The sequence below is a fragment of the Devosia sp. Root685 genome (genome assembly GCF_001427875.1).
Lineage (GTDB): Bacteria > Pseudomonadota > Alphaproteobacteria > Rhizobiales > Devosiaceae > Devosia.
Genome location: NZ_LMHK01000001.1, coordinates 1,434,583 through 1,461,312, shown reverse-complemented (window position 1 = coordinate 1,461,312; position 26,730 = coordinate 1,434,583). Strand labels below are relative to the sequence as shown.

26 protein-coding genes are annotated in these 26,730 nt (G+C 62.8%); 9 read left to right on the top strand and 17 right to left on the bottom strand.

Translation table 11 applies throughout. The annotated features are described in order from the left end of the window. Positions 1-19 precede the first annotated feature (19 nt). The 8 genes from ASD83_RS06990 to ASD83_RS06955 all read right to left on the bottom strand — a co-directional run bounded on the left by ASD83_RS06990 (position 20) and on the right by ASD83_RS06955 (position 7,747). A complete protein-coding gene (locus ASD83_RS06990; protein ID WP_056309152.1) occupies positions 20-925 on the bottom strand; it encodes an ABC transporter ATP-binding protein in 906 nt (301 codons plus the stop codon). Then, complete coding sequence (locus tag ASD83_RS06985) at positions 922-1,740, bottom strand: ABC transporter ATP-binding protein (RefSeq protein ID WP_056309150.1); 819 nt, start codon at positions 1,738-1,740, stop codon at positions 922-924. The genes ASD83_RS06990 and ASD83_RS06985 overlap by 4 nt, the downstream gene beginning before the upstream one ends. Further along, positions 1,737-2,624 (bottom strand): ABC transporter permease, encoded by an 888-nt coding sequence (locus tag ASD83_RS06980; protein WP_056309149.1) that lies wholly within the window; start codon positions 2,622-2,624, stop codon positions 1,737-1,739. The genes ASD83_RS06985 and ASD83_RS06980 overlap by 4 nt, the downstream gene beginning before the upstream one ends. A gap of 3 nt (positions 2,625-2,627) precedes the next feature. Next, on the bottom strand, positions 2,628-3,605 hold the full coding sequence (locus ASD83_RS06975) for an ABC transporter permease (protein ID WP_056309148.1): 978 nt from the start codon (positions 3,603-3,605) through the stop codon (positions 2,628-2,630). A 215-nt stretch (positions 3,606-3,820) separates the two neighbouring features. Further along, positions 3,821-5,476, bottom strand: a complete 1,656-nt coding sequence (locus ASD83_RS06970; protein ID WP_056309963.1) for an ABC transporter substrate-binding protein — start codon at positions 5,474-5,476, stop codon at positions 3,821-3,823. 34 nt (positions 5,477-5,510) lie between these two features. Then, entirely contained in the window at positions 5,511-6,533 is a 1,023-nt protein-coding gene (locus ASD83_RS06965) for a glycoside hydrolase family 3 N-terminal domain-containing protein (RefSeq protein WP_056309147.1), read from the bottom strand. Between the two features lie 3 nt (positions 6,534-6,536). Further along, the gene (locus ASD83_RS06960) at positions 6,537-7,022 is read right to left on the bottom strand and encodes a GNAT family N-acetyltransferase (protein ID WP_056309146.1); all 486 of its coding nucleotides are present in this window, start codon (positions 7,020-7,022) and stop codon (positions 6,537-6,539) included. Positions 7,023-7,363: 341 nt separating this feature from the next. Beyond that, positions 7,364-7,747 carry a nucleoside diphosphate kinase regulator gene (locus tag ASD83_RS06955; protein WP_156385798.1) on the bottom strand — a complete coding sequence of 128 codons (384 nt, stop codon included), beginning with the start codon at positions 7,745-7,747 and terminating at the stop codon, positions 7,364-7,366. A gap of 182 nt (positions 7,748-7,929) precedes the next feature. On the opposite strand from ASD83_RS06955, the gene ASD83_RS06950 reads away from it, so the two are divergent. After that, positions 7,930-9,195 carry a Glu/Leu/Phe/Val family dehydrogenase gene (locus tag ASD83_RS06950; protein WP_056309141.1) on the top strand — a complete coding sequence of 422 codons (1,266 nt, stop codon included), beginning with the start codon at positions 7,930-7,932 and terminating at the stop codon, positions 9,193-9,195. 134 nt (positions 9,196-9,329) lie between these two features. Beyond that, entirely contained in the window at positions 9,330-10,355 is a 1,026-nt protein-coding gene (locus ASD83_RS06945) for an aldo/keto reductase (protein ID WP_056309139.1), read from the top strand. A gap of 32 nt (positions 10,356-10,387) precedes the next feature. Here the strand turns inward: ASD83_RS06945 and panC are convergent, their stop codons facing one another. The 6 genes from panC to ASD83_RS06915 form a co-directional block, all read right to left on the bottom strand. Then, complete coding sequence (panC, locus tag ASD83_RS06940) at positions 10,388-11,236, bottom strand: pantoate--beta-alanine ligase (RefSeq protein WP_156385796.1); 849 nt, start codon at positions 11,234-11,236, stop codon at positions 10,388-10,390. 33 nt (positions 11,237-11,269) lie between these two features. Next, on the bottom strand, positions 11,270-12,055 hold the full coding sequence (gene panB, locus ASD83_RS06935; protein ID WP_200946465.1) for a 3-methyl-2-oxobutanoate hydroxymethyltransferase: 786 nt from the start codon (positions 12,053-12,055) through the stop codon (positions 11,270-11,272). A gap of 119 nt (positions 12,056-12,174) precedes the next feature. Next, positions 12,175-13,044, bottom strand: a complete 870-nt coding sequence (gene nadC, locus ASD83_RS06930; protein ID WP_056309135.1) for a carboxylating nicotinate-nucleotide diphosphorylase — start codon at positions 13,042-13,044, stop codon at positions 12,175-12,177. Continuing rightward, a complete protein-coding gene (locus tag ASD83_RS06925; protein ID WP_056309133.1) occupies positions 13,041-14,606 on the bottom strand; it encodes an L-aspartate oxidase in 1,566 nt (521 codons plus the stop codon). Before ASD83_RS06925 ends, nadC begins: the two co-directional genes overlap by 4 nt. A 10-nt stretch (positions 14,607-14,616) precedes the next feature. Then, a complete protein-coding gene (gene nadA, locus ASD83_RS06920) occupies positions 14,617-15,612 on the bottom strand; it encodes a quinolinate synthase NadA (RefSeq protein WP_056309131.1) in 996 nt (331 codons plus the stop codon). Positions 15,613-15,720: 108 nt separating this feature from the next. Then, positions 15,721-16,701, bottom strand: coding sequence for an NUDIX hydrolase (locus tag ASD83_RS06915; protein WP_056309129.1), 981 nt, complete (start codon positions 16,699-16,701; stop codon positions 15,721-15,723). A 145-nt stretch (positions 16,702-16,846) separates the two neighbouring features. Here ASD83_RS06915 and ASD83_RS06910 point away from each other — a divergent pair, with 145 nt between their 5' ends. The 3 genes from ASD83_RS06910 (at position 16,847) to ASD83_RS06900 (ending at position 18,572) form a co-directional block, all read left to right on the top strand. After that, complete coding sequence (locus ASD83_RS06910; RefSeq protein WP_056309127.1) at positions 16,847-17,464, top strand: GntR family transcriptional regulator; 618 nt, start codon at positions 16,847-16,849, stop codon at positions 17,462-17,464. Between the two features lie 146 nt (positions 17,465-17,610). Beyond that, positions 17,611-18,153, top strand: a complete 543-nt coding sequence (locus ASD83_RS06905) for a biotin transporter BioY (RefSeq protein WP_413813490.1) — start codon at positions 17,611-17,613, stop codon at positions 18,151-18,153. Continuing rightward, positions 18,153-18,572 carry a DUF1284 domain-containing protein gene (locus ASD83_RS06900; protein ID WP_056309125.1) on the top strand — a complete coding sequence of 140 codons (420 nt, stop codon included), beginning with the start codon at positions 18,153-18,155 and terminating at the stop codon, positions 18,570-18,572. Before ASD83_RS06905 ends, ASD83_RS06900 begins: the two co-directional genes overlap by 1 nt. 57 nt (positions 18,573-18,629) lie before the next feature. Here the strand turns inward: ASD83_RS06900 and ASD83_RS06895 are convergent, their stop codons facing one another. The 3 genes from ASD83_RS06895 to ASD83_RS06885 form a co-directional block, all read right to left on the bottom strand. Further along, complete coding sequence (locus ASD83_RS06895; protein WP_056309123.1) at positions 18,630-20,135, bottom strand: tripartite tricarboxylate transporter permease; 1,506 nt, start codon at positions 20,133-20,135, stop codon at positions 18,630-18,632. A 9-nt stretch (positions 20,136-20,144) separates the two neighbouring features. Then, positions 20,145-20,606, bottom strand: coding sequence for a tripartite tricarboxylate transporter TctB family protein (locus ASD83_RS06890; protein WP_056309121.1), 462 nt, complete (start codon positions 20,604-20,606; stop codon positions 20,145-20,147). 91 nt (positions 20,607-20,697) lie between these two features. After that, positions 20,698-21,666 carry a tripartite tricarboxylate transporter substrate-binding protein gene (locus ASD83_RS06885; RefSeq protein ID WP_056309119.1) on the bottom strand — a complete coding sequence of 323 codons (969 nt, stop codon included), beginning with the start codon at positions 21,664-21,666 and terminating at the stop codon, positions 20,698-20,700. A gap of 179 nt (positions 21,667-21,845) precedes the next feature. Between ASD83_RS06885 and ASD83_RS06880 the strand changes: the two genes are divergently transcribed. The 4 genes from ASD83_RS06880 (at position 21,846) to ASD83_RS06865 (ending at position 26,725) form a co-directional block, all read left to right on the top strand. Then, positions 21,846-23,717 (top strand): ATP-binding protein, encoded by a 1,872-nt coding sequence (locus ASD83_RS06880; protein WP_056309117.1) that lies wholly within the window; start codon positions 21,846-21,848, stop codon positions 23,715-23,717. Next, positions 23,710-25,062 (top strand): sigma-54-dependent transcriptional regulator, encoded by a 1,353-nt coding sequence (locus tag ASD83_RS06875; protein ID WP_082560994.1) that lies wholly within the window; start codon positions 23,710-23,712, stop codon positions 25,060-25,062. The genes ASD83_RS06880 and ASD83_RS06875 overlap by 8 nt, the downstream gene beginning before the upstream one ends. A gap of 176 nt (positions 25,063-25,238) precedes the next feature. Then, a complete protein-coding gene (locus ASD83_RS06870) occupies positions 25,239-26,216 on the top strand; it encodes a Bug family tripartite tricarboxylate transporter substrate binding protein (protein WP_056309115.1) in 978 nt (325 codons plus the stop codon). A gap of 50 nt (positions 26,217-26,266) precedes the next feature. Further along, positions 26,267-26,725 (top strand): tripartite tricarboxylate transporter TctB family protein, encoded by a 459-nt coding sequence (locus ASD83_RS06865; protein WP_056309113.1) that lies wholly within the window; start codon positions 26,267-26,269, stop codon positions 26,723-26,725. Positions 26,726-26,730: the final 5 nt, after the last annotated feature.

The following is a 26,730-nucleotide window of genomic DNA, read 5'->3' as shown; positions in this document are numbered from 1 at the left end:
ACCATGAGGGCTACTGGTATTACTCTGGCATTGGCCGGATGAAATGGTTCCTGCCCACTTCCCGCGTTTCTGGCTGCGGTAGCGCCGACTGCTTCCGGATGAACTCGATGCGGTTGAGTTCTTCCGAAAAGCGCGTGTCCGAAAAGCGGCGATCGGGGTCGGGCACGGCGGAGAGCAGCAGCCGGGTGTAGGGGTGCTGGGGATTGGTTAGCACGCTTTCGGTATTGCCCCATTCGACGATCTGGCCCGCATACATGACCATGATGTCTTCGGCGACATAGCGCGCCGTGGCGATGTCGTGGGTGATGTAGAGAAGCGCCAGGCCCAATTGGGCCTTCATGTCATTGAGCAGGTTGAGAATGCCGAGGCGCACGGAAACGTCGAGCATCGAGGTCGGTTCGTCGGCGACGATGACCTGTGGGTTTACCGCAAGCGCTCGGGCGATGCTGATGCGCTGGCGCTGGCCGCCGGACAGTTCGTGCGGGTATTTTGGCATCAGGAGCGCCGGGTCGAGTTTGACGCGGGTGAGCAGCTCCTCGATGGCGGCGATGCGCTCCTTGGCGTTCAGCTTGGGCTGGTGGAGGCGTAGCGGGCGTTCGAGGTGGTAGCGGATCGTGTGGGTGGGATTGAGGGCTGCGAAAGGGTCCTGGAACACCATCTGTACGGAGGCGCGGTAGGCTTTTAGCGCCTTGGCGTTCGCTTTGCCGAGTGGTGTGCCGCGGAAAAGGAGCTGGCCTTCGTCGGGCGTATATTCGCGCATGATGAGACGCGCGGCGGTGGTCTTACCCGAGCCGGATTCCCCGACCAGCGCCAGCGTGCGGCCGGGATGGAGGCCGAAGGAGACAGCGCGGGCGGCATAGACCGGGTTGTCGGCGCGGCCAAAGGTCTTGCTGACATTGTCGAGGGCGAGGATGGGTTCGCTCATGACTGGGCTCCCTCGCGGATCTGTTCGCCATGCAGTTTGGGCATCGAGGCCCAGAGGCGTTTTGTGTAGGCGTGTTGGGGCGTGCGGTAGATGGTCTGGGCCTCGTTGACCTCGACCAGCTCGCCTTCGAGCATGATGCCGATGCGGTCGCTGACCTGCACCATCAGGCCCAAATCATGGGTGATGAAGAGGACGGAGAAGCCGAGCTCTTTCCTGAGGACGTCGATGCGCTGCAGGATTTCGCGCTGCACCACCACGTCGAGAGCGGTGGTGGGCTCGTCCATGATGAGCAGCTTTGGATTGAGCGCGAGGCAGATGGCGATGACGATGCGCTGGCGCATGCCGCCCGAGCATTGGTGCGGATAGGAGGAAAGGCGGTCGGGCGAAATGTCGACGAGTTTGAGGAGTTCGGCGGCGCGGGCACGGGCGTCGGCGCGGCTGATGCGGCTGTGGGCCTTGAGGACGTCGTAGAATTGCGCCTCGATGGTCAGCACCGGATTGAGCGAGTTCATGGCGCTCTGGAACACCATGGCGACCTCGCGCCAGCGGAAGCGCCGGAGTTCGTCGTCGGTCAGTGCGAGAACGTCGCGGCCACCGACGAGGATTTCGCTACCCTTGCGAATGAGGGCAGGGGGGCGGTGGAGACGGCTGACGGCGAAAGCGATGGTGGATTTGCCGCAACCAGATTCGCCGGCAAGGCCGAAGAATTCGCCCGGTGCGATGTCGAAACTGACATCCTTGACGGCGTGGAAGTCTTTTTCGGCGCCGACGTAATCGATGTTGAGATTGCGGATCGAGAGGACGGGATCGGTCATAGCTTGCCCTCTCCGATACGGACCATGCGGGTCCAGCGATTGAGCATGCCGCCCGTGCGAAGGCGCGGATTGGCGATTTCGTCGATGGCGAAGTTGATGAGCGCGAGGCCAAGGCCGAGGACGGCGAGGGCAAAGCACGGGGCGAGGAGGTCCCACCAGGCGCCGACCGAGAGGGCCGAGGCGTTTTGGGCATTGTAGAGCATGATGCCCCAGGAGACGGTGTTGGGATCGCCGAGACCGAGGAATTCCAAAGTGGCTTCGGTGATAACGGCGAAGATGACGCTGCCGATGAAATTGATGCCGACGATGGAAATCAGGTTCGGGAAAATCTCGAAAGCCATGATGCGCCAGCTTGGTTCGCCCAGCATTTCGGCGGATTTGACATAGTCGCGCTGGCGAATGGAGAGGGTTTCCGACCGGGTGACGCGGACACCCCAGGCCCAGGAGGTGAGGCCGAGAATGACGGCGATCACCAGCGGGCTCGCCTGGCCGATAAAGGCGGCGAGAACCAGCAGGAGTGGCAGGTTGGGAACGACGAGCACCATATTGGTGAAGAAGTTGATGACCTCGTCGATGACCCCGCCCTTGTAGCCGGCAATGATGCCGAGGACCGTGCCGATGATGGTGATGGCAAGGCCGGCGCCGAAGCCGACGGCGAGCGAGACGCGGGCGCCATAGACGAGGCGCGCGAAGACGTCGTGGCCGAGACGGGTCGTGCCCAGCCAATGCTCCCATGAGGGAGCCTGATGCGGACGGCCGACGCGCTTCACCGGGCTATATTCGGTGAGGAAGGGCGCGAAAATGGCGACGAGGATGATGAGGAGAAGAATGGTGAGACCCACCATGGCCTTCTTGTTGCCGAGCAACTGGCGGAAAAGCGTCATGGCTCAGGCCTTCTTCAAACGAGGGTCGAGCAGCACATAGCTGAGATCGACGGCGAAATTGGCGATCAGCATGGCGCCGGTCATGATCAGGAGCTGGCCCTGGATGACGGGGTAATCGCGGGCGATGATGGCCTGGTAGAGCGTGTTGCCGAGGCCGGGATAGTTGAACACCACTTCGGTGACGAGCGAGCCGCCGAGCACGGTGCCGAGCGCGATGGCAAGGCTAGATACGGTCGGCAGCAGGGCGTTGCGGGCGGCGTACCAGAGCATGACGCGATTGTCGGCGAGGCCTTTGGCGCGGCCCATGACGATATAGTCTTCGCCGAGGAGGTTGATCATGTTGTTGCGCATGGTGACGGCAAAGCCGCCCGTGAGCACGATGATCATGGTCAGCATCGGCAGGGTGCCGTGATGAATGACGCTGGAGATATAGGTCCAGTTGAAGCCCGGATCGAGCAGCGGATCGGCGGCATAGCCATTGGGGAACCAGCCAAGCTGATAGCCGAAGACGAAGAGCATGATCAGCGACACGACGACGGCGGGAACGGAGCTGGAACAGATCGCCGTCAGCGAGACAATGGAGTCGAAGATCGTGCCGCGGCGCCAGGCGGCCATAACGCCGAGGAAGGTGCCGAGGCAGAAGCTGAAGAGGGTCGCGATGCCGACAAGGCCGAGCGTCCAGACGAGGGCGCGGCCCAAAAGCTCGGTGACGGGCAGGGGGAAATACTTGATCGAGCGGCCGAGGTCGCCGGTGAAGACGCTCTGCAGGTAGCGCAGATATTGCTCGCCGAGCGGCGCATCGATGAAGCCGAAGGTGAGTTTGAGGGCGTTGAGATTTTCGAGGGAGAGTTCGGAGCCGGCGCTGGCGAACATGATCTGGATGGGATCACCCGGCATCAGGCGCGGCAGGAAGAAATTGACGGTTGCCGCGGCAATGAAGGCCGCGAGATAGAAGGCGAGACGCCGGAGCAGGAAGGTCATGGGTGCAAGGTTTCTCCCTGTGGGTCCAGTAGTCCTCATGGTGAGGTGCGGAGCGTAGCGAAGCCTCGAACCACGGGGACGTGGCAGAAGGCATCGGGGCACGACCTCGCCCTTCGAGGCTTTGCTGCGCAAAGCGCCTCAGGATGAGGTCTACTTTAGGCGCAGCTATAAGAGACGGCAGGAGCGCAAGGGTAACGCTCCCGCCTTTGGCACGTTTACTGAGCGACCGGATCGAGATCGAGCAACTGCAGCAGGCGGGCCGGGTTGGCGTTGGAAACGACGGGCGAATATTTCGGGTTCTCGGCGTCGGCCCAGCCGGTGAAGCGGCTGGTATTGTATTCGTAGAAGGACGGGCTGTTGTAGACCGGGATGATCGGCATGGCTTCGGCCACGATCAGTTGGAGCTGGTCCATGAGCGACTTCTGCTCGGCCGGGTCCTTGGACTGAGTGTACTGGTCAAGCAGCGTCATGACCTCGGCATTTTCCCAGTGCGGCGCGGTGAAGCGGCTCTTGCCGAAATCGCCGGGGTTGAACGAGCGGATATAGGGGAAGTAGGGATTGGCCGCCGATGCCAGCGCGTTGAGCGTCATGGAATAGGTGCCGTCGATCAGGTTCTGCGTCCAGACCGCCGCTTCCGGGGTCGACATCTTCACATTGAGGCCGGCTTCGGTGAGGCTTTCAATGGAGATCTGGACGGCATCGATCCAGTCGGTCCAGCCATTTGGAACCATGATGTCGATGGCGATCGGGGTGCCATCGGGATTGTCGCGGAAGCCATCGCCATCGGCGTCGACATAGCCGGACTCGTCAAGGAGGGCGACGGCGGCGTCGAGGTCGAACTTGCCGTATTGGCCGAACTGGGTTTCGACTTCGGGATTGGCGAAAGCCTTGTAGAGTTCGCCAAGGCTGGCCGGATCTTCATTGACCAGCGGATAGCCATAGCCGGCAATGTCCACAATGGTCTGGCGGTCGATGAGCATGGAGAGCGCGCGGCGGAAGTTCACATCGGTGAACGCCTTGCGGTTGTTCTCGTCGGGCGTGATCTGGCTGACCTGGAACGAGACGAGGCTCGACGGGGTGAACCAGTACTTGTGGTGCTCGGGATCCTTGGCGACGAAGGTGTTGTCGATATCGGGAATGAAGCTGGTGGCCCAATCGAGCGTTCCACCGGCGAGGGCAGCGAGCACCTGCGGATTGTCGGCCAACTGCGGCATGCGCAGGCAATCGACCTTGAGATTGTCGGCGTCCCAATAGTTGGGGTTGCGGCATTGTTCGTAGACCTGCGGGGTGAAGCGCGTGATCTCGGTCATGGGGCCGGACGCGACCGGATTTTCGTTGGCGAAGGTCACCGGATCGGCAATGTCGGCCCAGATGTGCTCAGGCACGATCGGCATGCCGACAATGGTATTGGCGATCAGCGAATTGGGCTCGTTGAGATTGAACTTGACCGTGCGGTCATCGATTTTTTCGACCGAGGCGAGCTGGGCCGAAACCGAGATGAAATCGAGCGCCGGGAATTTCTTGATGTAGTCATAGGTGAAGACCACATCGTCGGCGGTGAGCGCTTCGCCGTCGGACCATTTGAGGCCATCGCGCAAAACGAAGGTGATCGATTTGAGATCGTCGGCCAGCTCATAGCTTTCGGCGAGCCGGAAATTGGGTTCGTTGCCCTTGAGGCGGTTGAACACGACCAGCGGCTCATACATGAAATCGAGCGTGGTATAGCGCGCCGAGGTCTGCCCGAATGGGTTGAAATTGCGCACGAAGGTCGTGGTCTGTTCCGAGCTGAGGGTCAGCACATTCTGGGCGCTGGCGGGTGCCGCCATGGCCAGGGTCGCAACCGAAACGGCTGCGATCAGCGTAGTTTTCAGCATGTTCGTTCTCTCCTTTGAATACGACCCTGCCTCAGGCAAGTCCGTTCTCCCTGAAAATGTCTTCCACCTCGGCATGGAGCGCCCTCACGTCCACACGAGACTTGCCGAGCCGCAAATTGGCCCGGTCGATACGGGCGAGGCTTTCGCTGCTCAGCGGCCCCGCCGCCTTGGCTGCCGCTTCGCTGGCAGCGAGATCGCCCTGGCTATGGAGGGCAATATCGTAGCCGGCATCGAGCGCAGCGCGCACGCGTTCCGGCCAGGTTCCCTTGAGCGCCTCCATGGTGAGGCAATCGGTTATAAGAACGCCATCGTAGCCGATGTCGCGACGGATGAGGTCGCAGACGGCTGATGACACGGAGGCGGGGAGGTCTTTGTCGATCTGGGTAAAAACCAGATGCGCCACCATGGCCCACGGAGAATCCTTGAGGGCGATGAAGGGGCGGAAATCGGTCTGCCTGAGATCGTCCACCTCGGCATCGACCACCGGGCAATCGAAATGCGGATCGACGGTGACGCGGCCATAGCCGGGAATGTGCTTCATGATCGGCATGGAGCCGGTTTCGAGCATGGCATCGATGACGACGCGGCCCATGGCTGTGACGAGATCGGGATCATCGCCAAAGGAGCGCTGGCCGATGACGTCATGCGTGCCCTTGCGGGCGAGATCGACGACTGGCGTGGTGCCGCTGCCAAGGCCGAGCTCGCTCATCATGGAGCCCATGGCGAGCGTCGAGAGGCGCAGGGCGCGCTTGCCCGTCTGAAGGTCCTTGCGGGCGAGGGCGCCGAATTGGCCGAGGCTCCTAAACAGCGGCCAATTGCCATTGTCGAGGCGCTGCACCCGGCCGCCTTCCTGGTCGATATAGACCGGAGCATCGTCGCGGCCGACGGCGGTCTTGAACTGGTGGACGAGGCGCTTGATCTGGGCGGGATTGTCGAGATTGCGCTTGAAGAGGAAGAGGCCGAAGGGATTGGTCTCGCGGAAAAACGCGATCTCGTCGGCCGAGAGTTCATATCCCGGCATGCCGACGAAAAGGGCGAGGGGCGTTGTGCTCATGGTCTAGTTGGTTTCCGGCTTCTTGATGCGCAACAGGCCCTGATAGATGTCTTCATTATCCGACGGGATCGGCATGGCGCTGGCCGCCTTGACGTAGAAATCGACCGGGCCGGCCGAACCAATGACGGCGTAGGCATAGCCATGCGCCTTCATGGCGGCGAGGGTGTGATAGAAGAGCGCGAGGCCGATATTCTTGCCGCGCTGGTCTTCGGAAACGCCGGTGGGGCCGAAAAAGCCGCGCGCCGTCGCGTCATAGCAGGCAAAGCCGACGAGCTGGCCATCGACGGCGGCGACAAGGCAGCCGGGCGGCTGGTGCGCCATGGCGGCGCTGACTTCGCTGACCCAGTATTCGGAAAAATGGGTGCGAACCCAATCCTTGATGATGTGCTGCTCGGGCGGCAGGGCGACGCGAATGGTCGCCTCCACGTTCTGGGTGCGCTCGCGCAGCTCTTCGAGCTTGCGACTATAGAGATTGACGAGCAGGTCCATGTCTTGTGTGCCGCTCCCTATCGGCAAGTCCCACGATGCACTATTCGACGGCATGCCTCCACACACCATTCCGTATCGTTAGGGGATGCTAGGAGCGAATATTCCATGTGTCAACGATTGACGGAATATTCTATTCCGAAAGGGGCGTGCCTGTGGAAGGATGTTGTCGCGGGCGGCAAATAAGGTTGGGAATGACGCATATTTGGGCAGGCGATCAGTAGAAAATCGCGCGGGGCGGATTTCTCGCTGCGGCACGTCAAGCCACAGAGAGGCGTTGTGCGGTAATATTATATTCGGATCGTCTTATTCGTTGGAATGCATTATTCCGGACGAGGCGGTGGTTACCAGCCGTAGTCGAGCACGGTCAGCGTGCGCAGGCGGCCGTTGTCGAGCCATTCGATGGACGCGTTTTTGCGCATGCCGATCAGCGCGGCGCCGACCGGGCCGAGAATGGGCACATTGCCACGCTCGCCAAAGGGGCGATTGGGATAGGTCAACCGGCCAAGCCGCACCTGGCCGTCGTCATCGAGCCGGAACATGACGCGCTGACCCATCGAGACGCCAGCCGGATCCCACGGATCGCAGACCGCCGCGCGCTTCAATTCGCGCTCGAGATAGGCCGAGACATAGGGCATTGAGGCGAACGAGCGTTCGGCCAGCACCATGACGCGGTTGTAATCGTCTGAGTTGATGAGAATTTCAGGCAGAGGAAGCGAAGGGAACACGGTGATCGGACCGGGGTAACGAGGTTTCGCGATATTCTGGCCACAGAAATGCACAGTCAATAGGCGGCAAGAATATATTCTGGTCAGTAAGCGTCAGGATTATTGACCTAAGCAATCTGATATGGAAGTTTGCTGATGCATTTTTATGCACGATGCACATTTCATGATCGCTAGGAACCACGATGTCCGACGACACCCTGCTAGATCGCGCCCTTCTCCGTCTCGAAGAGGCCGCCAACCACCTCAAGATCGATCAGGATGTCATCGAGAAACTCAAATATCCGCGCGAAACCACCAAGACGCGACTCTTGATCCGCATGGACGATGGCTCGCGAAAATCGTTCCTCGCCTGGCGCTGCCGCTATGACGATACGCGCGGCCCGACCAAGGGCGGCATCCGCTTCCACCCCGATTCCACCATCGAGGAAGTCGAAACGCTCGCCTTCTGGATGACCTTCAAATGCGCGGTGATGAACCTGCCCTATGGCGGCGGCAAGGGCGCGGTGCGCGTCGATCCGCATCAGCTTTCGAAGTCGGAATTGGAGCGCCTGTCGCGCGCCTATGTGCAGGCCTTTGCCAATACGATCGGACCGGATCGCGATATTCCGGCGCCCGACGTCTATACCAATGCCATGATCATGGGCTGGATGGCCGACGAATATAACCAGATCAAGGGCGTCGTTTCGCCCGGCGTGATCACCGGCAAGCCGATTGCGCTCGGCGGGTCGCTCGGCCGCAATGACGCGACGGCGCGCGGTGGCTTTTATCTGGTGCGGCATCTGGCGACCGAACTCGGGCTCGACAAGGACCATACGGTCGCCATTCAGGGCTTTGGCAATGCCGGGCAATATTATGCGCGCTTGACGGCTGCCGATGGCAATTCGGTGATTGCGGTGTCGGATTCGGCCGGCGCCATCTATCGCCCCGGCGGTCTCGATGTCGAAAAGCTGATCGCTGGCAAGGAAGCGGGGCGCCGCGTTGCCGACATGGCGTCCGAACTGGGCGCGCACGTCATCTCGGCCGATGAATTGCTGTCGGTGGAGGTCGATCTCCTGGTGCCGGCGGCGCTTGAGGACATGATCACCAAGGACAATGCCGGGACGATCAAGGCCAAGGTGCTGCTCGAACTCGCCAATGGTCCGGTAACGCCCGATGGCGACAAGATCCTCAACGACAAGGGCGTCATTGTCCTGCCCGATATTCTCGCCAATGCCGGCGGCGTGACGGTGTCCTATTTCGAATGGGTACAGAACCGTCAGGGCTATTATTGGGACCTCGAAGAGATCCATGCGCGGCTCCTCAAGATCGTCGAGCGCGAGGGACGGGCGGTTTGGGATATCGCGCAGTCCCGCAAAGTCCCGGCGCGGTCGGCGGCCTATATCCACGCGCTGGGGCGGCTTGCCAATGCCATCGAGGCGCATGGCACGCAGCCGTTTTTCGCCGGTTAGCACCTCGATCCAATTGCGCCCCGGCTTCAGGCCGGGGTGCATCTATTTGTCGTCATGGCTGGGCAGAATTGGGCTGCCGTTGTAGAGGGTTGGCTTCCAGCGCTGCCCGGCGCCCCATCACTCCTGGACGTATCATGACCTATCGCGCCGCTCCTGGTCACTACGAGACCATGCAATATCGTAATGCCGGCCGTTCCGGCCTCAAACTGCCGGTGATCAGCCTCGGGCTCTGGCAGAATTTCGGCGGCGCGCGCGATTACCCATCGGCCTTCGAAATGCTCGGCGCGGCCTTCGATGCGGGGATCACCCACTTCGATCTTGCCAATAATTACGGGCCGCCTCCCGGCTCGGCCGAGGAATTGTTCGGCCAGGTGATGGCGCGCGATTTCAAGCCCTATCGCGATGAGCTGATCATCTCGTCCAAGGCCGGCTATCAGATGTGGGACGGACCCTATGGCGAATGGGGCAGCCGCAAGAACCTCATCGCTTCGGCCGACCAATCCCTGAAACGCCTCGGCCTCGACTATGTCGATGTGTTCTATTCCCATCGCTTCGATCCCAAGACGCCGCTCGAAGAAACCATGGGCGCGCTTGCAACGCTCGTCGCTCAGGGCAAGACGCTCTATGTCGGCATTTCCAACTATCCCGAAGCCGAGACGCGCGCCGCCCACGCCATTCTCAAGGACCTCGGCGTGCCCTGCATCCTGCATCAGCCGAGCTATTCCATCCTCAATCGCTGGATCGAAGACGACAAGACCGTGGACGCTTGCGGCGAACTCGGCATCGGCATGATCGCCTTTTCGCCCCTGGCGCAGGGCGTTCTCTCCGGCAAATATAATGGCGGCGACACCGCTGGTGCGCGGGGCACCAGCAATAATCCATTCCTCAAGGCCGACCGGATCAAGCCCGAAACGCTCGATGCCGTCGGCAAGCTTGGCGCCATCGCCCGGGCGCGCGGCCAGAGCCTGCCGCAGATGGCGCTGGCCTGGGTGCTGCGGCGGCCCGAACTGACCTCGGCGCTCATCGGCATCCGAACGCTGGGGCAATTGCAGGACAATCTCGGCGCGCTCAACAACCTGAGTTTTGCGCCTGAGGAAATCGCCGCAATCGAAGCGGCGACGACACACGGCATGACGCCGGGGCATCCGCGCTGGTGGTAGGCGCGGGCAGGTAGACCTGCTCTCGCCGGAACTCAGGCTCCGAGGATCAGATTGTCGATCAGGCGCGTATTGCCGAGATAGGCTGCCAGGGCGATAAGGCAGCCGTCGGGGCCTATAGTGTGGATGGGCGCAAGGCTTTGGCGGTCGCGGATTTCCCAATATTGAACCTCGATGCCGGGTTGATCGCCCAATAGGGCGCGCCCGATGGCCTCGAGCTTTTGGGCGTCGCGTTCGCCGGCAGCGTATGCCTGGGAGGCGGCAAGAAGGCTTTGGTAGAGCAGCGGCGCCAGGGCACGCTGGCTGGGTTCGAGATAGACGTTGCGCGAGCTCATTGCCAATCCGTCCTCTTCACGCACGATGGCGCCGCGGACGATTTCGACGGGCACGTTGAGGTCCCTGACCATGCGCTCGATCACGGCGCATTGCTGGGCATCCTTCTGACCGAAGAAGGCAAAATGCGGCTGGGTCAGGTTGAAGAGCTTTAGCACCACGGTAGCGACGCCGCGGAAATGGCCCGGGCGCAGGGCGCCGCAGAGGGGAAGGGAAACGGCTTCCTCGACCACATAGGTCGAATTGTCGGGGAGGTAGACTTCGCCGTATTCGGGCAGAAACAGCGCATCGACGCCGGCCGCCTCGAGCATGGCGATGTCGTTTTCGATCGGCCGGGGATAGCGCGCGAGATCTTCCTTGGGGCCGAACTGCAGCGGGTTGACGAAAATGCTGGTGATGACCGTATCGCAATGCGTCCGGGCGAGATCCACGAGGCTGATATGGCCGGCGTGGAGAGCGCCCATCGTGGGAACGAGGCCAAGTCGGCTGCCGGGCGGCAACGCGTTGCGCCAGGCCCGCAGCTCGGAAATGGTGCGAAGAACTATAATCATAGGAGTGTTCCAGATGGGTCGGGCGGGCTGGCTTCAGGCTGCGCCGACCCGCTTTTGCAATGTCGAGGCCTTGGTCTCGGCGACATAATCGGCCACGGCGGTCCGCACGAGGCCGGCCGCGTCCGCCCTGGGCTTGGCAAAGCTTGGGGCCGGGCGTGTGTTCAGCCCGATGAGATCATTGATCACCAGCACCTGACCGGCGCAATCGGGGCCCGAGCCGATGCCGATGGTGGGGATCGAGAGTTCAGCCGTGATCGCTCTTGCAACGTCGGGCACGATGCATTCGAGCACGATGGCAAAGGCGCCGGCCTCTTCGAGCGCCCGGGCCTCCTGCGATAGGCGTTCCGCCGATTCCGCTGCTTTCCCGTGCATATGATAGCCGCCCAGTTGGTGCACGGACTGGGGCATGAGCCCGATATGGGCCATGACGGGAATGCCATAATCGGTCAGGCGCTTGATGACAGGCGCCATGGCAAGGCCACCTTCGATCTTGACCGCTTGCACGCCCGTTTGCTGGAGAATTTCTACGGCGCTGCGGAGCGCCGTGTCGGGATCAATGGTCGTGCCGAAGGGCATGTCGCAAACGACGAGCGCGCGTTCGGTGCTGCGGGCAACCGCCGCCGCATGGCGGATCATGTCGTCCAGCGTGACTTTTAGCGTCGTTTCATGCCCGAGCACGACATTGCCGAGGCTATCGCCGACGAGGATCATGTCCACGCCGGACTGATCGACAAGCGCTGCCATGACGCTGTCATAGGCGGTCAGCATGGCGATGGGCTCGGCGCGCTGGCGCAGCCTGCCGATATCGCGTGTGGTCAATCGTTTGGTTGCTGATGGGACTGACATCGTGGTCTCCACGGCTGTGCTTAAAACCTGCGTCCTTGGACGCGACGCGTTGATACCTAGACATCAACGCTTCTCCCAGCCCTATATAGGTATTATGGGGCCGCGATGTCCAAACCGAGGTCGAGAATTGGCGCGCTATGGGTTAGCCAGCCGGCCGAAATGATGTCGACGCCGGTTGCGGCAATGGCGGGGGCGGTCTTTGCCGTGATCCGGCCGGAGGCTTCCTTGATCGCGCTGTTGCCGGTGCGGCGGACGGCTTCGCTGAGGGTCGGGATGTCCATATTGTCGAGGAGGACTGCATCGACGCCGGCGGCGAGAGCCTCGTCTAACTGATCGAGCCGGTCGATTTCGACCTCGATCTTGACCAGATGGCCGGCCGCAGCGCGGGCGCGTTCCACGGCGATGCGCACGCCACCGGCTATGGCGATGTGATTGTCCTTGATCAGGATGGCGTCGTCGAGACCGAAGCGATGGTTGGCCCCGCCGCCGGCACGCACGGCTGATTTTTCGAGCGCGCGGAGGCCGGGCGTGGTCTTGCGCGTGCAGGCAATGCGGGCATGGCCATAGGGGCGCACGGCTTCGACCAGTTCGGCCGTGGCGGTGGCGATGCCGGAGAGGCGGCAGAGGAGATTGAGAGCGACGCGCTCGGCCCCGAGAATGGCGCGGGCCGATCCTGAGACGCGGAGGACCGTCTCGCTGGGCGCAATGGGGCTACCATCGGGCCGCAGCACCGATATTGCAATGGAAGGGTCCATCAGGGAAAAGGCCAGGCAGGCGAGATCAACGCCGCTGACGACGCCCGGATCGCGGGCGACGATGGCGCATTGGGCCGTGGCTTCGATGGGGATGACGGCATCGCTGGTGATGTCGCCGGTGCGGCCAAAATCTTCGAGGAGGGCGGCGCGCACGATCGGCTCGGTGATGAGGCGGGGCAGGGTAAGGGACGAAAAAGTCTCGTTCATGCAACGGCTTCCATGGCGAGGGTCCGGCTTTCGGCCAGTTCCCTGGCGCTGTCGAGGGCTTCGGTCAGCGTTATTTCAGTGTGGCGCGGGGTGGTCGACAGGCGAGGGTGGTCGGCTCTTTGGTGGGCCCCACGGCTTTCGTGGCGGCGCTCTGCCGAGATGGCAATGAGCAAGGCGACGAGCGCGGTATCCGCGCCTCGGGCGGGGTTTGCATTCACCTCAAACCAGAAGTCCCGTGCTGCCCGCTGCAACCCCGCGGCATCGCGCACGACGCCGACATCGCGATCCATCTGCCGGCGCAGGCTGGCATGGGCTTGTCCCGGCGAAGACAGTCCGGGAGAGGGGGGCAGACACGCTGCTTCAAGGAAAGTGCGGCTCTTTATGTCTTCGGCAATCGAGGCGGATTGGACGACCGCTTCGAGGAGGGAATTGCTGGCGAGCCGATTGGCGCCGTGGAGGCCGGTGGACGCAACTTCCCCGCAGGCCCAGAGGCCGGGAACCGTGGTTTGGCCGGAGGCGCCGACCTTGACGCCGCCCATATGGTAATGCGCTGCCGGTCTGATCGGGATCGGCTGGCTGGCGGGATCGAGCCCGCCAGACGCGCAGAGGGCGGAAAAGCCGGGGAAGCGCGTGTGAACGGCTTGGCCGAGAGCCGGGCGGGTATCGAGAAAGACGTCCTCGCCAGCGGTAATCTGCCGGAAGACCGCACTGGCGACGATATCGCGCGGCGCCAGTTCGGCGCCGGCTATGGTCTCCATGAAGCGCTCGCCGCGCGCATTGACGAGGATAGCGCCTTCGCCGCGCAGCGCTTCGGTCGCGAGCGGCATTGGGTCCCGTCCGATTGCGATGGCGGTGGGGTGAAACTGCACGAATTCGAGGTCGCGCAAAACGGCGCCAGCGCGGGCGGCGAGGGCGACGCCTGTGCCAGTGGCTTTCACGGGATTGGTCGTGTGAGCATAAAGGCCGCCGATGCCGCCGGTTGCCAATACGACGCCGCGGCCGCGCAGAAGCACCGCGTCGGATGGCCGCCGGTTTGCGGGCATATAGACGACCCCGGCGACACGGCCATGTTCGGTCCTGGCAAGGTCGAGCACCCGCCCTTCGAGAACCGCGATGGAAGGCGTGGCGCGCACGGCCTTGATCAGGCCGTCAATGACGCGCCGTCCGGTCCGGTCGCCGCCGGCATGGACGATGCGCCGGCGCGAATGGGCGGCTTCAAGGCCAAGGGCGATTTCGCTTCCGTCGCTGGCGAGGTCAAAGTCTATGCCCTGCTCCAAAAGCCAGGCTATGGCGGCGGGGCCCGCATCGGCTATGCGCCGGGTGACATCGGGATCGCCGAGGCCGGCGGCGGCCGCGATTGCGTCGTCGGCATGGAGGCGCGGGGCGTCGTCGCGGCCAAGTGCGGCAGCAATGCCGCCTTGCGCGAGGGCCGTGGCCGCATCGCGCCCGAGCGGCGCGGCGGCAATCAGCACGACGGGTAAGGGCCAAAGGCGCAGGGCCGTGGCCAGCCCCGCTATGCCGCCGCCGATGACGATGACCGGGTTTTGGTCGCGCTGGGACATGTCAGTGACCTCAAACGACCGCCAGCATACGCTCGACCGCGGCGCGCGCCCGTTCGGCCAGCAGCGGATCGATATGCACCTCGTGCTGCTCCTGTTCGAGCGCCGACCGGATATTGCCCAGCGTGATGCGCTTCATATGAGGGCAGAGATTGCATGGTTTGACGAATTCGACATCGCGGAACTGCTGGGCGAGGTTGTCGCCCATCGAGCATTCGGTGACGAGCGCGACGCGCTGCGGGCGTTTTTCGGCAACGAAGTCAGCCATCATGGCCGTCGAGCCGGAGAAATCGGCCTCGGCCACTACTTCGGGCGGGCATTCGGGGTGGGTCATCACCGTGACGCCGGGATAGCTCTCGCGCACGGCGCGAATGTCCTCGGGCGTGAAGAGTTCATGCACTTCGCAATGGCCGGCCCAGCTGATCACCTCGATTTCGGGCGCCTGCGCGGCGATGTTGCGGGCGAGAAATTCGTCGGGCAGCATGATGACGCGATCAACGCCCAGCGAGCGGATGATTTTGAGGGCATTGCCCGAGGTGCAGCAGATATCGGACTCGGCCTTTACGGCGGCCGAGGTGTTCACATAGGTGACGATGGGCACGCCGGGATAGCGGCGGCGCAGCGCGCGCACGTCTTCGGCTGTGATAGAATCGGCCAGCGAGCAACCGGCGCGCGTATCGGGAATGAAGACCCGCTTGTCCGGATTGAGGAGCTTGGCCGTCTCGGCCATGAAATGCACCCCGGCCACGACGATGATATCGGCATCCGTCGCGGCGGCTTCGCGGGCCAGCGCCAGGCTGTCGCCCACGATATCGGCAACGGTGTGGAAGATTTCCGGCGCCTGATAATTGTGCGCGAGGATCGTGGCGTTCTTCTCGCGCTTGAGGCGCAGAATCGCTTCGACATCGACGGCAAGCAGCGGCCACTCGAAGGCGGGAACATGGTGCCGCACCCGGTCATAGACGAAAGGCAAAGGCAGCGTGCCAGCCGGGGAGTCAGGTGCGTGCAACGGAAGTCCTCCATTATACTCAATCTGAGTATTAGCGGTCTAAACGAAACCGGCGTCTGTGCGCCGGTCATGCTTATGCTAGGACTGAGTATAAGGTCGCGTCAAGCGCTAAAGCGATGGACGTCGCGCGCCGGACATGCGCAGGCCAAGCGAGGGGCGCTCGAGCAGCACTTCGCGGCGGAAGCGCACCAGCCGCGCCGGACGGCCACCGGTTTCGGTCTGGAATTCTCCGGTTTCCTCGACGAGGCCCTGTGTTTCAACCAGGCGACGGAAATTCTGCTTGTGCAGTTTTACGCCTGAAAGGCCTTCCACGGTCCGTTGCAGGTCGAGGAGCGTAAAACTCTCGGGCATCAATTCGAAGATCACCGGGCGGTATTTGATCTTGCCGCGGAGGCGCCCAAGCGCGGTGGCGAGGATGCGCCTGTGGTCGAGCCCCATCGGGTGATCGACCACGGGGCAGGGCGGTGGCGGCTCCCCATCCTGCCGCGCTTCCCGGACAAAGCCGGTTTCGTAAAGCAGTTCATAGCGATCGAGCACCAGTTCGTCGCTCCAGCTGTCGGTTCCCAATCCGAAGGCCAATGCTGCCCGCTTTTCTCGCAGAGCGCCGGTCTCTGCGGGGCTTTTTGCAGCCCAGGCCTTCAAATAGGCCTCGATACCGTCGAGCGCTGCGGGGCGGCCGTCGCGCCAATCTTCCCAGGGCAGATAGGTATAGACATCTTGCCAGCGGGCACCGCTGCGCGCCGAGGCCCGCAGGGCTCGCACCAAAGCGAGATAGGCAATCGAGAGGGCCCGGCTGCCGCGACCCGGCATGTCGATGCGGTCGGCATCGCCAAAGGTATAGAGCTGCTCCACATAGCCCAGATGCAGGTCCGTCTGCTGGCTCACCCAGGCCCGCAGACCGGCTTCGAGTGTGCGATGCCCGGACTGCAGCGGCCCGGCAGGCAAGGTGTCCGCCGGGACGCCCGGGCGCACCAGAACCAAAGGCCCATCCACGCTGGCGGCAATGATGACTGCGCTGAGTTCGGCAAAGAGCGCCAGACCTTCAACGTCAGTTGCAGCGCTGCTTCTATCGGATTGGGACGAAGGCATTTTTCTATCTTGCATGATGTGGGTGCACTATCACGGAGAAGCCGGTCCTCGGCAAGTTTCGCCGATCAAGGCGTGCACGCGATTTCCGACCGGTGTATGACAAAACCGCTTCATTCGCGCGATCTCAGCTTATCTCCCCAGGACCATGGCCAAAGACGATACCCTCGCCAACCAGATCGCCAAAATACTGGCCGATCGGATCATCGCTGGAGCGCTCGAACCGGGCACGCCGCTGCGCCAGGATCACGTAGCCGAAGAGTTCGGGGCAAGCCATGTGCCGGTGCGCGAAGCTTTCCGGCGCCTTGAGGCGCAGGGGCTGGCGGTGAGCGAGCCGCGGCGCGGCGTGCGCGTGGCCGGGTTTTCCCGCGCCGAGGTGCGCGAAGTCGCCGAAATGCGGGCGGCGCTGGAGGTTCTGGCGCTGCAAAATGCGGCGCCACATCTGACGCGCGCAATCCTTGACGAGGCGCAGGAAATCAACGACGAGGGCGACAATGCCCCCGATGTGCAGGCCTGGGAGCAGGCGAACCGCAAATTTCACCGGACCCTGCTGGCGCCCTGCGGCATGCCGAGGTTGCTCAAATCCATCGACGATCTGCAAGCAGCCAGTGCCCGCTTTCTCTTTTCCGGTTGGAGCGCCGAATGGGAGGCGCCGACTGACCGCGACCACAGCGCGATTCTTGCCGCATTGCGGGCTGGACAGGTGGAGAATGCGGCACTGATCCTGAAGCGGCACGTGCTCCTCGGCGGGCGCTCTCCCCAGTAATTTGCAATTCATTTCGGTCTTAGGATAGGCGCGCTCTTGCCAGGGCGATCTATCTATGGATTCATTTAGCGATAGATAGCTGAAATTATCTATAATTATGAAGGAACCATAGATTGATCACTGACAAGTCCGTCGCGCCCGCCCTCATCGGCATCCAGGACAAACCTCTCCTCTGGCAGGCGGGGGCCATTGTTGCGGGCACGCTCTTTCTCGCCGCTTCCTCCTATGTGGAGGTGCCGATGGTGCCAGTGCCGGTTACCATGCAGACGCTGGCCGTGACCTTGATCGGGGCCGTCTATGGCTGGCGTCTTGGCACGCTGACCGTGATTGCATGGCTGATGGAAGCAGCGCTGGGCATGCCGGTGCTGTCGGGTGGTGCAGCAGGGGCGCATCATTTCGTCGGGCCGACCGCGGGCTATCTCTTTGCCTTTCCGCTCGTCGCGGCGCTGACCGGATGGCTTGCCGAGCGCGGCTGGAACGGCAATCGGCCCGCGCTCGCCTTTTTGAGCATGGTGTTCGGCAACGCGACGTGTTTGGCTCTGGGCGCTCTTTGGCTCGCCATTGCCATTGGTCTGGAAGATGCATTCACCTTCGGCGTGTTGCCATTCCTGATCGGGGGGCTTCTCAAGTCGGTGCTGGGTGCGGCGCTTCTTTACGTGCTCGCCCGAAGGCAATCCGCAAAGCGCTGATGACCATCAGACTTCGCCCGCATCATCTCCTTTGCCTGCTGACCTATGTGGGCAAAGGCTACTCCGCCGACTTCACGCGGAACTATGATGCAATCGCCGGGCGATTGTCGGCGGGTGAAAATGTGCTGATCGTCGATGGGCCCGACGATATCTGCGCGCCGCTTTTGTCCGACGCGACCGCGCATTGCCGAAACGAGAGTGTCATCGAGCGGGACGGGAAGGCGGCTGACGATATCGGCCGGCTGTTGGGGGCAGGGATAGAGCCCGGGGCCACGATCGAGGTCGGGCCCGAACTGCTTGTCGCTTGGCGCACGGCGTTTCGCGCGGGGCAGACACGCGCGGCCTGTGCCGGCTGCGAGTGGAGCGACTTGTGTAGCGCCATCGCCTCGGATGGTTTTGCCGGGACGCTCGTTAGCTGATCGAGCGGATATCGGGGTTGGCGGAAGGTCTTTCGCCAACCCCGCTTTTTTGCCAGATCAATCCTCTTCGACGAACACTTCCTTACGCTTCCTGCGGATCGAGGGCAGGATCGCGATCAGCACGGCGAGGAGGGCGAGGCCAAGAAGCGTCGCCGAGATCGGGCGTTCGAGGAAGATCATCGGATCGCCGCGCGAGATGATCATGGCGCGGCGCAGGTGCTCTTCAAGGAGTGGCCCGAGGACGAACCCGAGCAAGAGCGGCGCTGGCTCACAGCCGAGGCGGATCAGCACGTAGCCCAGAATGCCGAAGAAACCGATGGCGAAGACGTCGAAAATGTTCTGGTTGATCGAGTAGCAGCCGATGCAGGCAAAGAGCACGATGGCCGGGAACAGCGCGCGATAGGGAATGCTGAGCATTTTCACCCAGAGCCCGATCAGCGGCAGGTTGAGCATTACCAGGAGCAGATTACCGATCCACATCGAGGCGATGATGCCCCAGAACAGCGCGGGCTGATCGTTGATGACATTGGGGCCGGGGGTGATGCCCTGGAGAATGAAGGCGCCGACCATCAGCGCCATGACCGGGTGGGCGGGAATGCCCAGGGTCATGAGCGGGATGAAGGAGGTTTGCGCGGCAGCATTGTTGGCCGATTCCGGACCGGCGACGCCTTCGATGGCGCCATGGCCAAATTCGGCGGGGTTTTTCGACAGGCGCTTTTCGGCCGAATAGGAGGCAAAGGACGCCAGGATATGGCCGCCGCCAGGGAGGATGCCGAGCACGGAGCCGAGCGCAGTGCCGCGGATAACCGGAGCGATGATGCGCTTGAACTCTTCCTTGCCGAGCCAGAGATTGCTCACCGACTTGACCATCACGTCGCGGCCCTTCTCGTTTTCGAGGTTCCGCAGGATTTCGGCGACGCCGAAAATGCCGACGGCCACGGAAACGAAGTTGAGGCCGGAATAGAGCTCGCGCACACCGAAGGTGAAGCGCGGGGTGCCGGTATAGATATCCTGACCGACCATGCCGAGGAGGAGGCCGAGCACGATCATGGCCAGAGCCTTGAGGATCGAGCCATGCGCCAAGGCGATGGAGACGAGAAGGCCAAGGACGATGAGCGCAAAATATTCAGGGGCACCGAAATTCAGCGCCGCTCGGGCAAGGGGCGGGGCGAAGAAGGCGAGGAGCAGCGTGCCCACCGTACCGGCAAAGAAGGAACCAAGAGCGGCGGTGGCCAGCGCATGGCCGGCGCGGCCTTGCTTGGCCATCTGGTAGCCATCGATGGCGGTGACGGCTGATGAACTTTCGCCGGGCAGGTTGATCAGAATGGCGGTGGTGGAGCCGCCATATTGGGCGCCGTAATAAATGCCCGCGAGCATGATCAAGGCGGCGGCCGGCGACAGCGAGAAGGTGATCGGCAACAGCATGGCGATGGTGGCGGTGGGGCCAATGCCGGGAAGCACGCCGACCAGGGTACCGAGCAGCACGCCAATGAAGCAGTAGAGAATGTTGATGGGGTCTAGGGCGACGGAAAAGCCCAGGCCGAGAAAGCCGATGATATCCATGTGACGCTCCTATTGACCAAGCCAGGGTCCGAACCACGGCACGGTCATGCCGAGGCCGATGACGAAGATGGCCGTGCAGAGAACCGTGAGCCCCACGGCAAGGAGGGCGGCGAAAAGCGGGGAATTGAGCCGGCTGGCCATGGCGGAGGCGAAGGCGGCGACGAAGACCACGGGCACGAAGCCCAGGCCGCGAATGGTGGCGCCGAAGAAGATCACGACGCCGATAATGAGCGCGATGCCGCGCCATGAGGGCGGCAGTGGCTTTTCCCGGTCCGGCTTCTGCCAGCCGGCGCCGGCGACCCCGATGCCGAGAGCGGCGAGCACGGCGCCCAAAAACAGCGGCATGAAACCTGGCCCCATGCGGAAGGGCGTGCCGACATCATAATTCAGCGCTTCGAGCGCGAAATAGGCCCCGGCGAGGACGAATATGCCGCCTGCCAGGAGATCCCGGAGTGAAAACTTGGCCAGCATGGCCGCCTCCCCAAAATGAAACAGATGGATGTGCGTCGGGGACGACCCGCAGAAAACCGCGGGTCGCGTGACGTGTGCCGATCGCGAAAACTTACTCGGCGTAGACGCCGGCGGCTTCGATGACGCCGCGCCAGAGTTCGATCTGGCTGGTCAGTAGCTCGGTGAGAGCTTCGGGTGTCGCTTCTTCGGCTGTGACCGGGACAGTGCCGAGTTCGGCGAAGCGGGCGATCACCGTCTCATTGGTGAGCGCGACCTGCAGCGCGGTTTCGAGACGCTCGATGATGGCCGGGTCGGTGCCCGCAGGCGCATAAAGGCCATGCCAGACGCCGATTTCGAGATCGAGGCCGGCTTCCTTGGTGGTCGGGACGTCGGGCAGGTTGGCTAGGCGCTCGGGCGAGGTCACGGCATAGGCCTTCACTTCGCCTGCCTGAATCTGCGAGGTGGTGTTGGTGGTCTGGTCGCAGATCATGTCGATCTGGCCGCCGATGATGTCGGTCATGGCCGGGCCGGCGCCCTGATAGGGCACGGTGGTCATGATCGTGCCGGTTGATTCCATCAGCAGCATGCCGCACAGCTGACTGGCCGAGCCGATGCCGGCATGGGCATAGGTGACGTTCTCGCCATTGGCCTTGATATAGGCCAGGAGTTCTTCGAGCGTGTTGGGCTCGAAATCCTTGCGCGCAACGAGTGTCATCGGCACCGAGGTGATGAGGCCAATGGTGGCGAAGTCGGTCAGCGGATCATAGGGCAGGCTGCGGTAGAGCGTCGGGGCCGTCGACATGCCGATATGGTGCAGCAAGAGGGTGTAGCCATCGTTCGGGGCGGTGGCGACCTGACCGGCGCCGAGCGTGCCACCGGCGCCGCCCACATTCTGCACCACGACCTGTTGGCCGAGATCCCCGCTCATCACTTCGGCGACAAGGCGCGCGACAGTGTCCGTCGGACCACCAGCGGAGAAGGGGACCACGACGGTGATCGGCTTGGTCGGATAGGCCTGGGCAAAGGCAGTGCCGGACATGGCGAGCGTGGCGAGAGCCAGGATGGCGATAGTCTTTTTCATTGGATGTCCTCCCGAGGATGATCTTGTAGCCGGCTCCTCCGCCGGTCTAGTCCCAGCTTTGCAAAGGGCGTGCCAAATCAAAATTGCAGGCCAGACCTGCAATTTTCGCAAGACGCGCTGGCAAAGTTGGCGGAAAATTGCCAAGATACCCGCCAGAGGATGGCAATTTCTTGCCAATCATGGATATGCCGAGCCGTTTTGGTCTGCGCGAATTGCTGGGACGCCGCCAGCTTCTGCTCATCGCCGCCGCCGCGCTGGCGGTGGTCGCGAGCGGCTGGGTGGCGTTCGAAATGACGCTGGCCGGCTCCATCCGCAGTGTGGGTGAACAGGCCGAGCGGCGTCTGGTGCTGTTTGATCGGACGCTCGAAGCGATCATCGAGCGCTTTCATTATCTGCCCTCGAGTATGGCCTTGGCGGCCGAGGTGCGGGCGGTTCTGGCCGAGCCGGACAATGCCGAACGGCGTGAACTGGCCAACGGTTTTCTGTCGCGGCTCAACGATACGGCGGGGGCGGGTGAACTATTCGTCATGGCCGAAGATGGCCATGTGGTCGCCGCGTCCAACTGGTGGGCCTATGACAGTTTCGTGGGAGAAAATCTCGCCTATCGGCCCTATTTCGAAGAGGCGATGTTCGATGGCGACGCCAAATTTTATGCCGTGGGCACGGTGACGGGGGTCGCAGGTTATTTTCTGGCGCGGCGGATCGATGGCGAGAACGGGCCGCTTGGCGTCGCCGTCACCAAGATCAATCTCGGTGAGATCGAAGCCAATTGGTGGCGGTCGGGCGAATTGATCGGCATCGTCGATGTCAACAATATCACCATTCTCTCGACCCGCCCTGACTGGCGCTACCGGCCGATTGCGCCCAAGGGGCCAGGCGACTACGCACGCATCGCGCCGCAATTGCGCTATGGGCCGCAGGGTGCGCGCGAAGTGCCTGTCGCTTCGACGATCTGGCCGTCGCGCGGCGCCAATTTCGCCTATATCGCCGGGGAAGACGCCGATATTTCGGGCGTGTTCATGGTCGATGAATTGCGGCTCCCGGCGCATCAGTGGCGGATCATTTCCTTTACGCCCACCGGGCCGCTGTTTCGCGATGCGTGGCTTGCGGCAACGGCGGCGGGTCTGAGTGTTGCTGCGCTCTTGATGATCCTCGCACTTCTCGCACAGCGGCGGCGGCTGGTGGCGCAGCGCCTTGCCGAGCATGAGCGGCTGGAACAGCGCGTGGCCGAGCGCACGGAGGATTTGCACATCGCCAACGAGGCGCTGCGCGAGGAGATTTCCGAACGCATTCGCGCCGAGGATGCCGAACGGCAGGTGCAGGCGCATCTGGTGCAGGCGGCGAAACTGGCGAGTCTGGGACAGGCCCTTGCCGGGGTTGCGCATGAGGTGAGCCAGCCGGTCGCGGCGCTGACGACGCATCTGGCGAGCGCAAAACTGCTGGCGACAAGGCGGCAGGATGAGGAGATCGGCTCGGTGCTTGGGCAGATCGACAGAATTGTCGACCGGCTCGCCGCCCTCACGGGACATTTGAAGACTTTTGCGCGAAAACAGCCGCCCGCGCCGATCGAAGCCGATCTCGGAATGGTCATCGCCAATGCGCTCGATCTCGTCGATCACAAGCTGCGGCAATTGGGGATCGATGTCGAATATCGAAACCCCACCGTGCCGCTGAGGGTGATGGGCAATCCGGTCCATATCGAGCAGGTGCTGATCAACCTTTTCACCAATGCGGCCGATTCCATGGCAGGGCAAAAATTGCGGGTGCTCTCGATCGGCGTAGAGAGCGCGGCGCGGCAGGTGAGCGTTGTCGTCACCGATACCGGCGCCGGCATTCCGCCCGAGGCGCTGCCGAGCATTTTTGATCCTTTTTATTCGACCAAGGGCCCCGGCGAGGGGTTGGGGCTTGGGCTATCGATTTCCTATGGCCTCGTGCGCGATCTCGGCGGCAGCATCAGCGCTGTCAGCCCGGCCGGGCGGGGCGCGAGTTTTACCGTGACTTTGCCGCTGGCTGGGGCCGCGGCAAAAATTGAAAGAGAACGCATTGACTGACGCGAGCGTGCTCATCGTCGACGATGAAGAAATGATCCGCACGGCCCTTGAGCAGTGGCTGCGGCTCTCCGGCTTTACGACCCATGTCGCTGATAATGCGGCTTCGGCGCTGGAGCGGCTCGACGAAATTCGCCCCCATGTCATTCTCAGCGATGTGCGCATGCCGGGCCTCTCCGGGCTTGATCTGCTGCGCAAAGTGCGCGAGCGCATGGTGCCCTCGGAGGTGATCCTGATCACCGGGCATGGCGACGTGCCCATGGCCGTCGAAGCCATGCGGCAGGGCGCCTTCGATTTCCTGCAAAAGCCCTATGTGCCCGACGAACTGGTCGCGAGCCTTAAGCGGGCGGCCGATCAGGTGGCGCTGAAACGCGAGATTGCCGATTTGAGGCGCCGGCTTGACGGTGGCGAGGCGGAGCTGGCGGCGCGGCTCGTCGGAAATTCGCCGCCGATGGAGCAATTGCGGAATACGGTCCGCGAACTGGCGCATATTCCGACCGACGTCATCATTCTGGGCGAGACGGGAACCGGCAAGGAAGTTGTCGCCCGCTGCCTCCATGACTTTTCGCCGCGCGCAAAAAGCCCGTTCGTGGCGGTCAATTGTGCGGCCATTCCCGCCGAACTGATCGAGAGCGAACTGTTCGGCCACGAGGCCGGCGCCTTTACCGGGGCAGGGGCGCAGCGCGTCGGCAAATTCGAATATGCCAATGGCGGCACGCTACTGCTCGATGAAATCGAATCCATGCCGCTTCTGGCGCAGGCCAAGGTACTGCGGGTCATTCAGGAGCGGGTGGTGGAGCGGGTGGGCTCCAACAAGCAAATCCCGCTCGATCTGCGGATCATCGCTGCCTCCAAGGTCGATCTTGCCGAGGAGAGCAAGGCGGGTCGCTTTCGGGCCGATCTCTACTATCGGCTCAATCTCGCAACGATCACGCTGGCGCCGCTGCGGGATCGAGGCGAGGACTGCATTCTCCTTTTCCATCACTTCCTCGGCGCTGCGGCGCAGCGTTTCGGGCGGCCCGCGCCGCAATTGCACCCGGCCGATATTCAGGCGCTGATGCATCACAACTGGCCGGGCAATGTGCGCGAGTTGAAGGCCGCAGCCGACCGCTTCGCCATCGGCCTCGATGCGACGGGCCGCTCGCTCGATGCGATCATCGGACCCGCGACGCGCGATGTGCCGGCAGCCAATGGCGGTCTCGCCGAACGCGTGGCGGCCTATGAACGGCACCTGATCGAGACCGAACTGACCCGGCACAACGACTCGATCAGCGCCGCCGCCGAGGCCCTGCAGGTCCCGCGCCGGACGTTGAGCGAAAAAATGTCGAGACTGGGTGTGCGCCGCTAACGCGTCGCCCCCAAGGCCATCCTCGGCAGAAAAACCAATGTCGGAAGGACTTTAAGGTCCGATGCGCTTGCGCTTAATCCAGCGCCCGACCGAAACCTTGACAGCCGGTTCTGTTGTATACAGTATACGGTATGGATCAAGACGCTCAATCAGAGCGCGATCCCAATGGAGGACTTATGAAACTCTCGTCGTTGATCGTCACCCTCACCGTTGCCCTCGGTGCCTCGACCGCGGCTCCCGCCGTTGTGGCTCAGGACTATCCGACAAAGCCCGTCACCATGATCGTTCCCTGGGGCGCTGGCGGCGGCACTGACGCGACTGCGCGCCTGATCGCGACGCTGCTCGAAAAGGATCTTGGCGTTCCCGTGCCGGTCGAAAATCGCACTGGCGGTTCGGGCGTCGTGGGTCATTCGGCCATCGCCAATGCGCGCGCGGATGGCTACACGATCGGCATCGCAACACTCGAAATCGGCGGCATGCATTATCAGGGCCTGACCCAGATCGACTACAAGTCGTTCACCCCCATCGGGCTTTACAACGCCGATCCGGCCGCGATCTTTGTTCGTGTCGATGGTCCCTATGCCGATGTCGCAGCGCTGCTCGAAGCGATCAAGACCAGTGGCGATCGCGAACTCAAGGCGTCGGGCTCGGCACAAGGTGGTGTGAACCATCTGGCCGTCGCCGGCATGCTCAACGCCATGGACATTCCGGTCGAGCGCGTCGCCTGGGTGCCATCGGAAGGCGCGGCTCCGGGTCTGCAGGACCTTGCCGCCGGCGGCGTCAACTTTGCCACCGCTTCGCTGCCCGAGGGGCAGGCGCTGATGGACGCCGGCCGTATCAAGCCGATCGCGATCTTTGCGGCCGAGCGCAGTGCAAGTGCGCCTGACCTGCCGACATTTGCCGAAAGCACCGGCGTCGATTTCGCCATGGGTTCATGGCGCGGTATCGTTGCCCCCGTGGGCGTCGATCCTGCGATCATCGAGCGCCTGCAGACCGCCATCGGCAAGGTGGTCGAACAGCCCGAATATACCGAGTTCATGGCGGCTCGCGGCTATGCCACGCAGTGGACGCCCGGGGCCGACTTCGAGACCTTCATGGTCAATTCCGATGCCCAGATGGGCACGACGCTCAAAGCCGTCGGTCTGGCGAAATAAGCCCGTTAGGGGCCGCTCCGCGCGGCCCCTTTCCCTCTGGGAGCTTTATCATGCGTATTCACGACGGGCTGCTCGGCCTGCTCTTCATCGTGCTCGGAGCCTGCGTAATCTGGCAGGCGGCGAGCTTTCCGTCCATGCCGGGCCAGGCGATCGGCCCAGGTACATTTCCGCTCGTCTTCGGCGTCATGTTCGTTATCGGCGGCGCAATCATTGGGCGGGCTGGCCTTGCTGCGGGCATGGGGCGTCTGGCCACGTTCAACGAAGGCTGGCGCCATCGCGACCGCGCTCTGGCCGCTTTTGTCGCTGTGATTGGCACGCTCGTACTGGCCATTTTCTTCGAGCAGGTCGGCTTCCTGATCGGCGGCGCGGTGCTTCTCATCGCGCTCTACATGCTCCTCGGTCACCGTTCGCCGCGCTGGATCGTGGTTTCACTCGTCTTTGTGGGCGCCGTTTATTACGGCATGGCCAAGCTTTTGCTCGTGCCGCTGCCCACCGGTCCCTTGTTCTAGGAGGC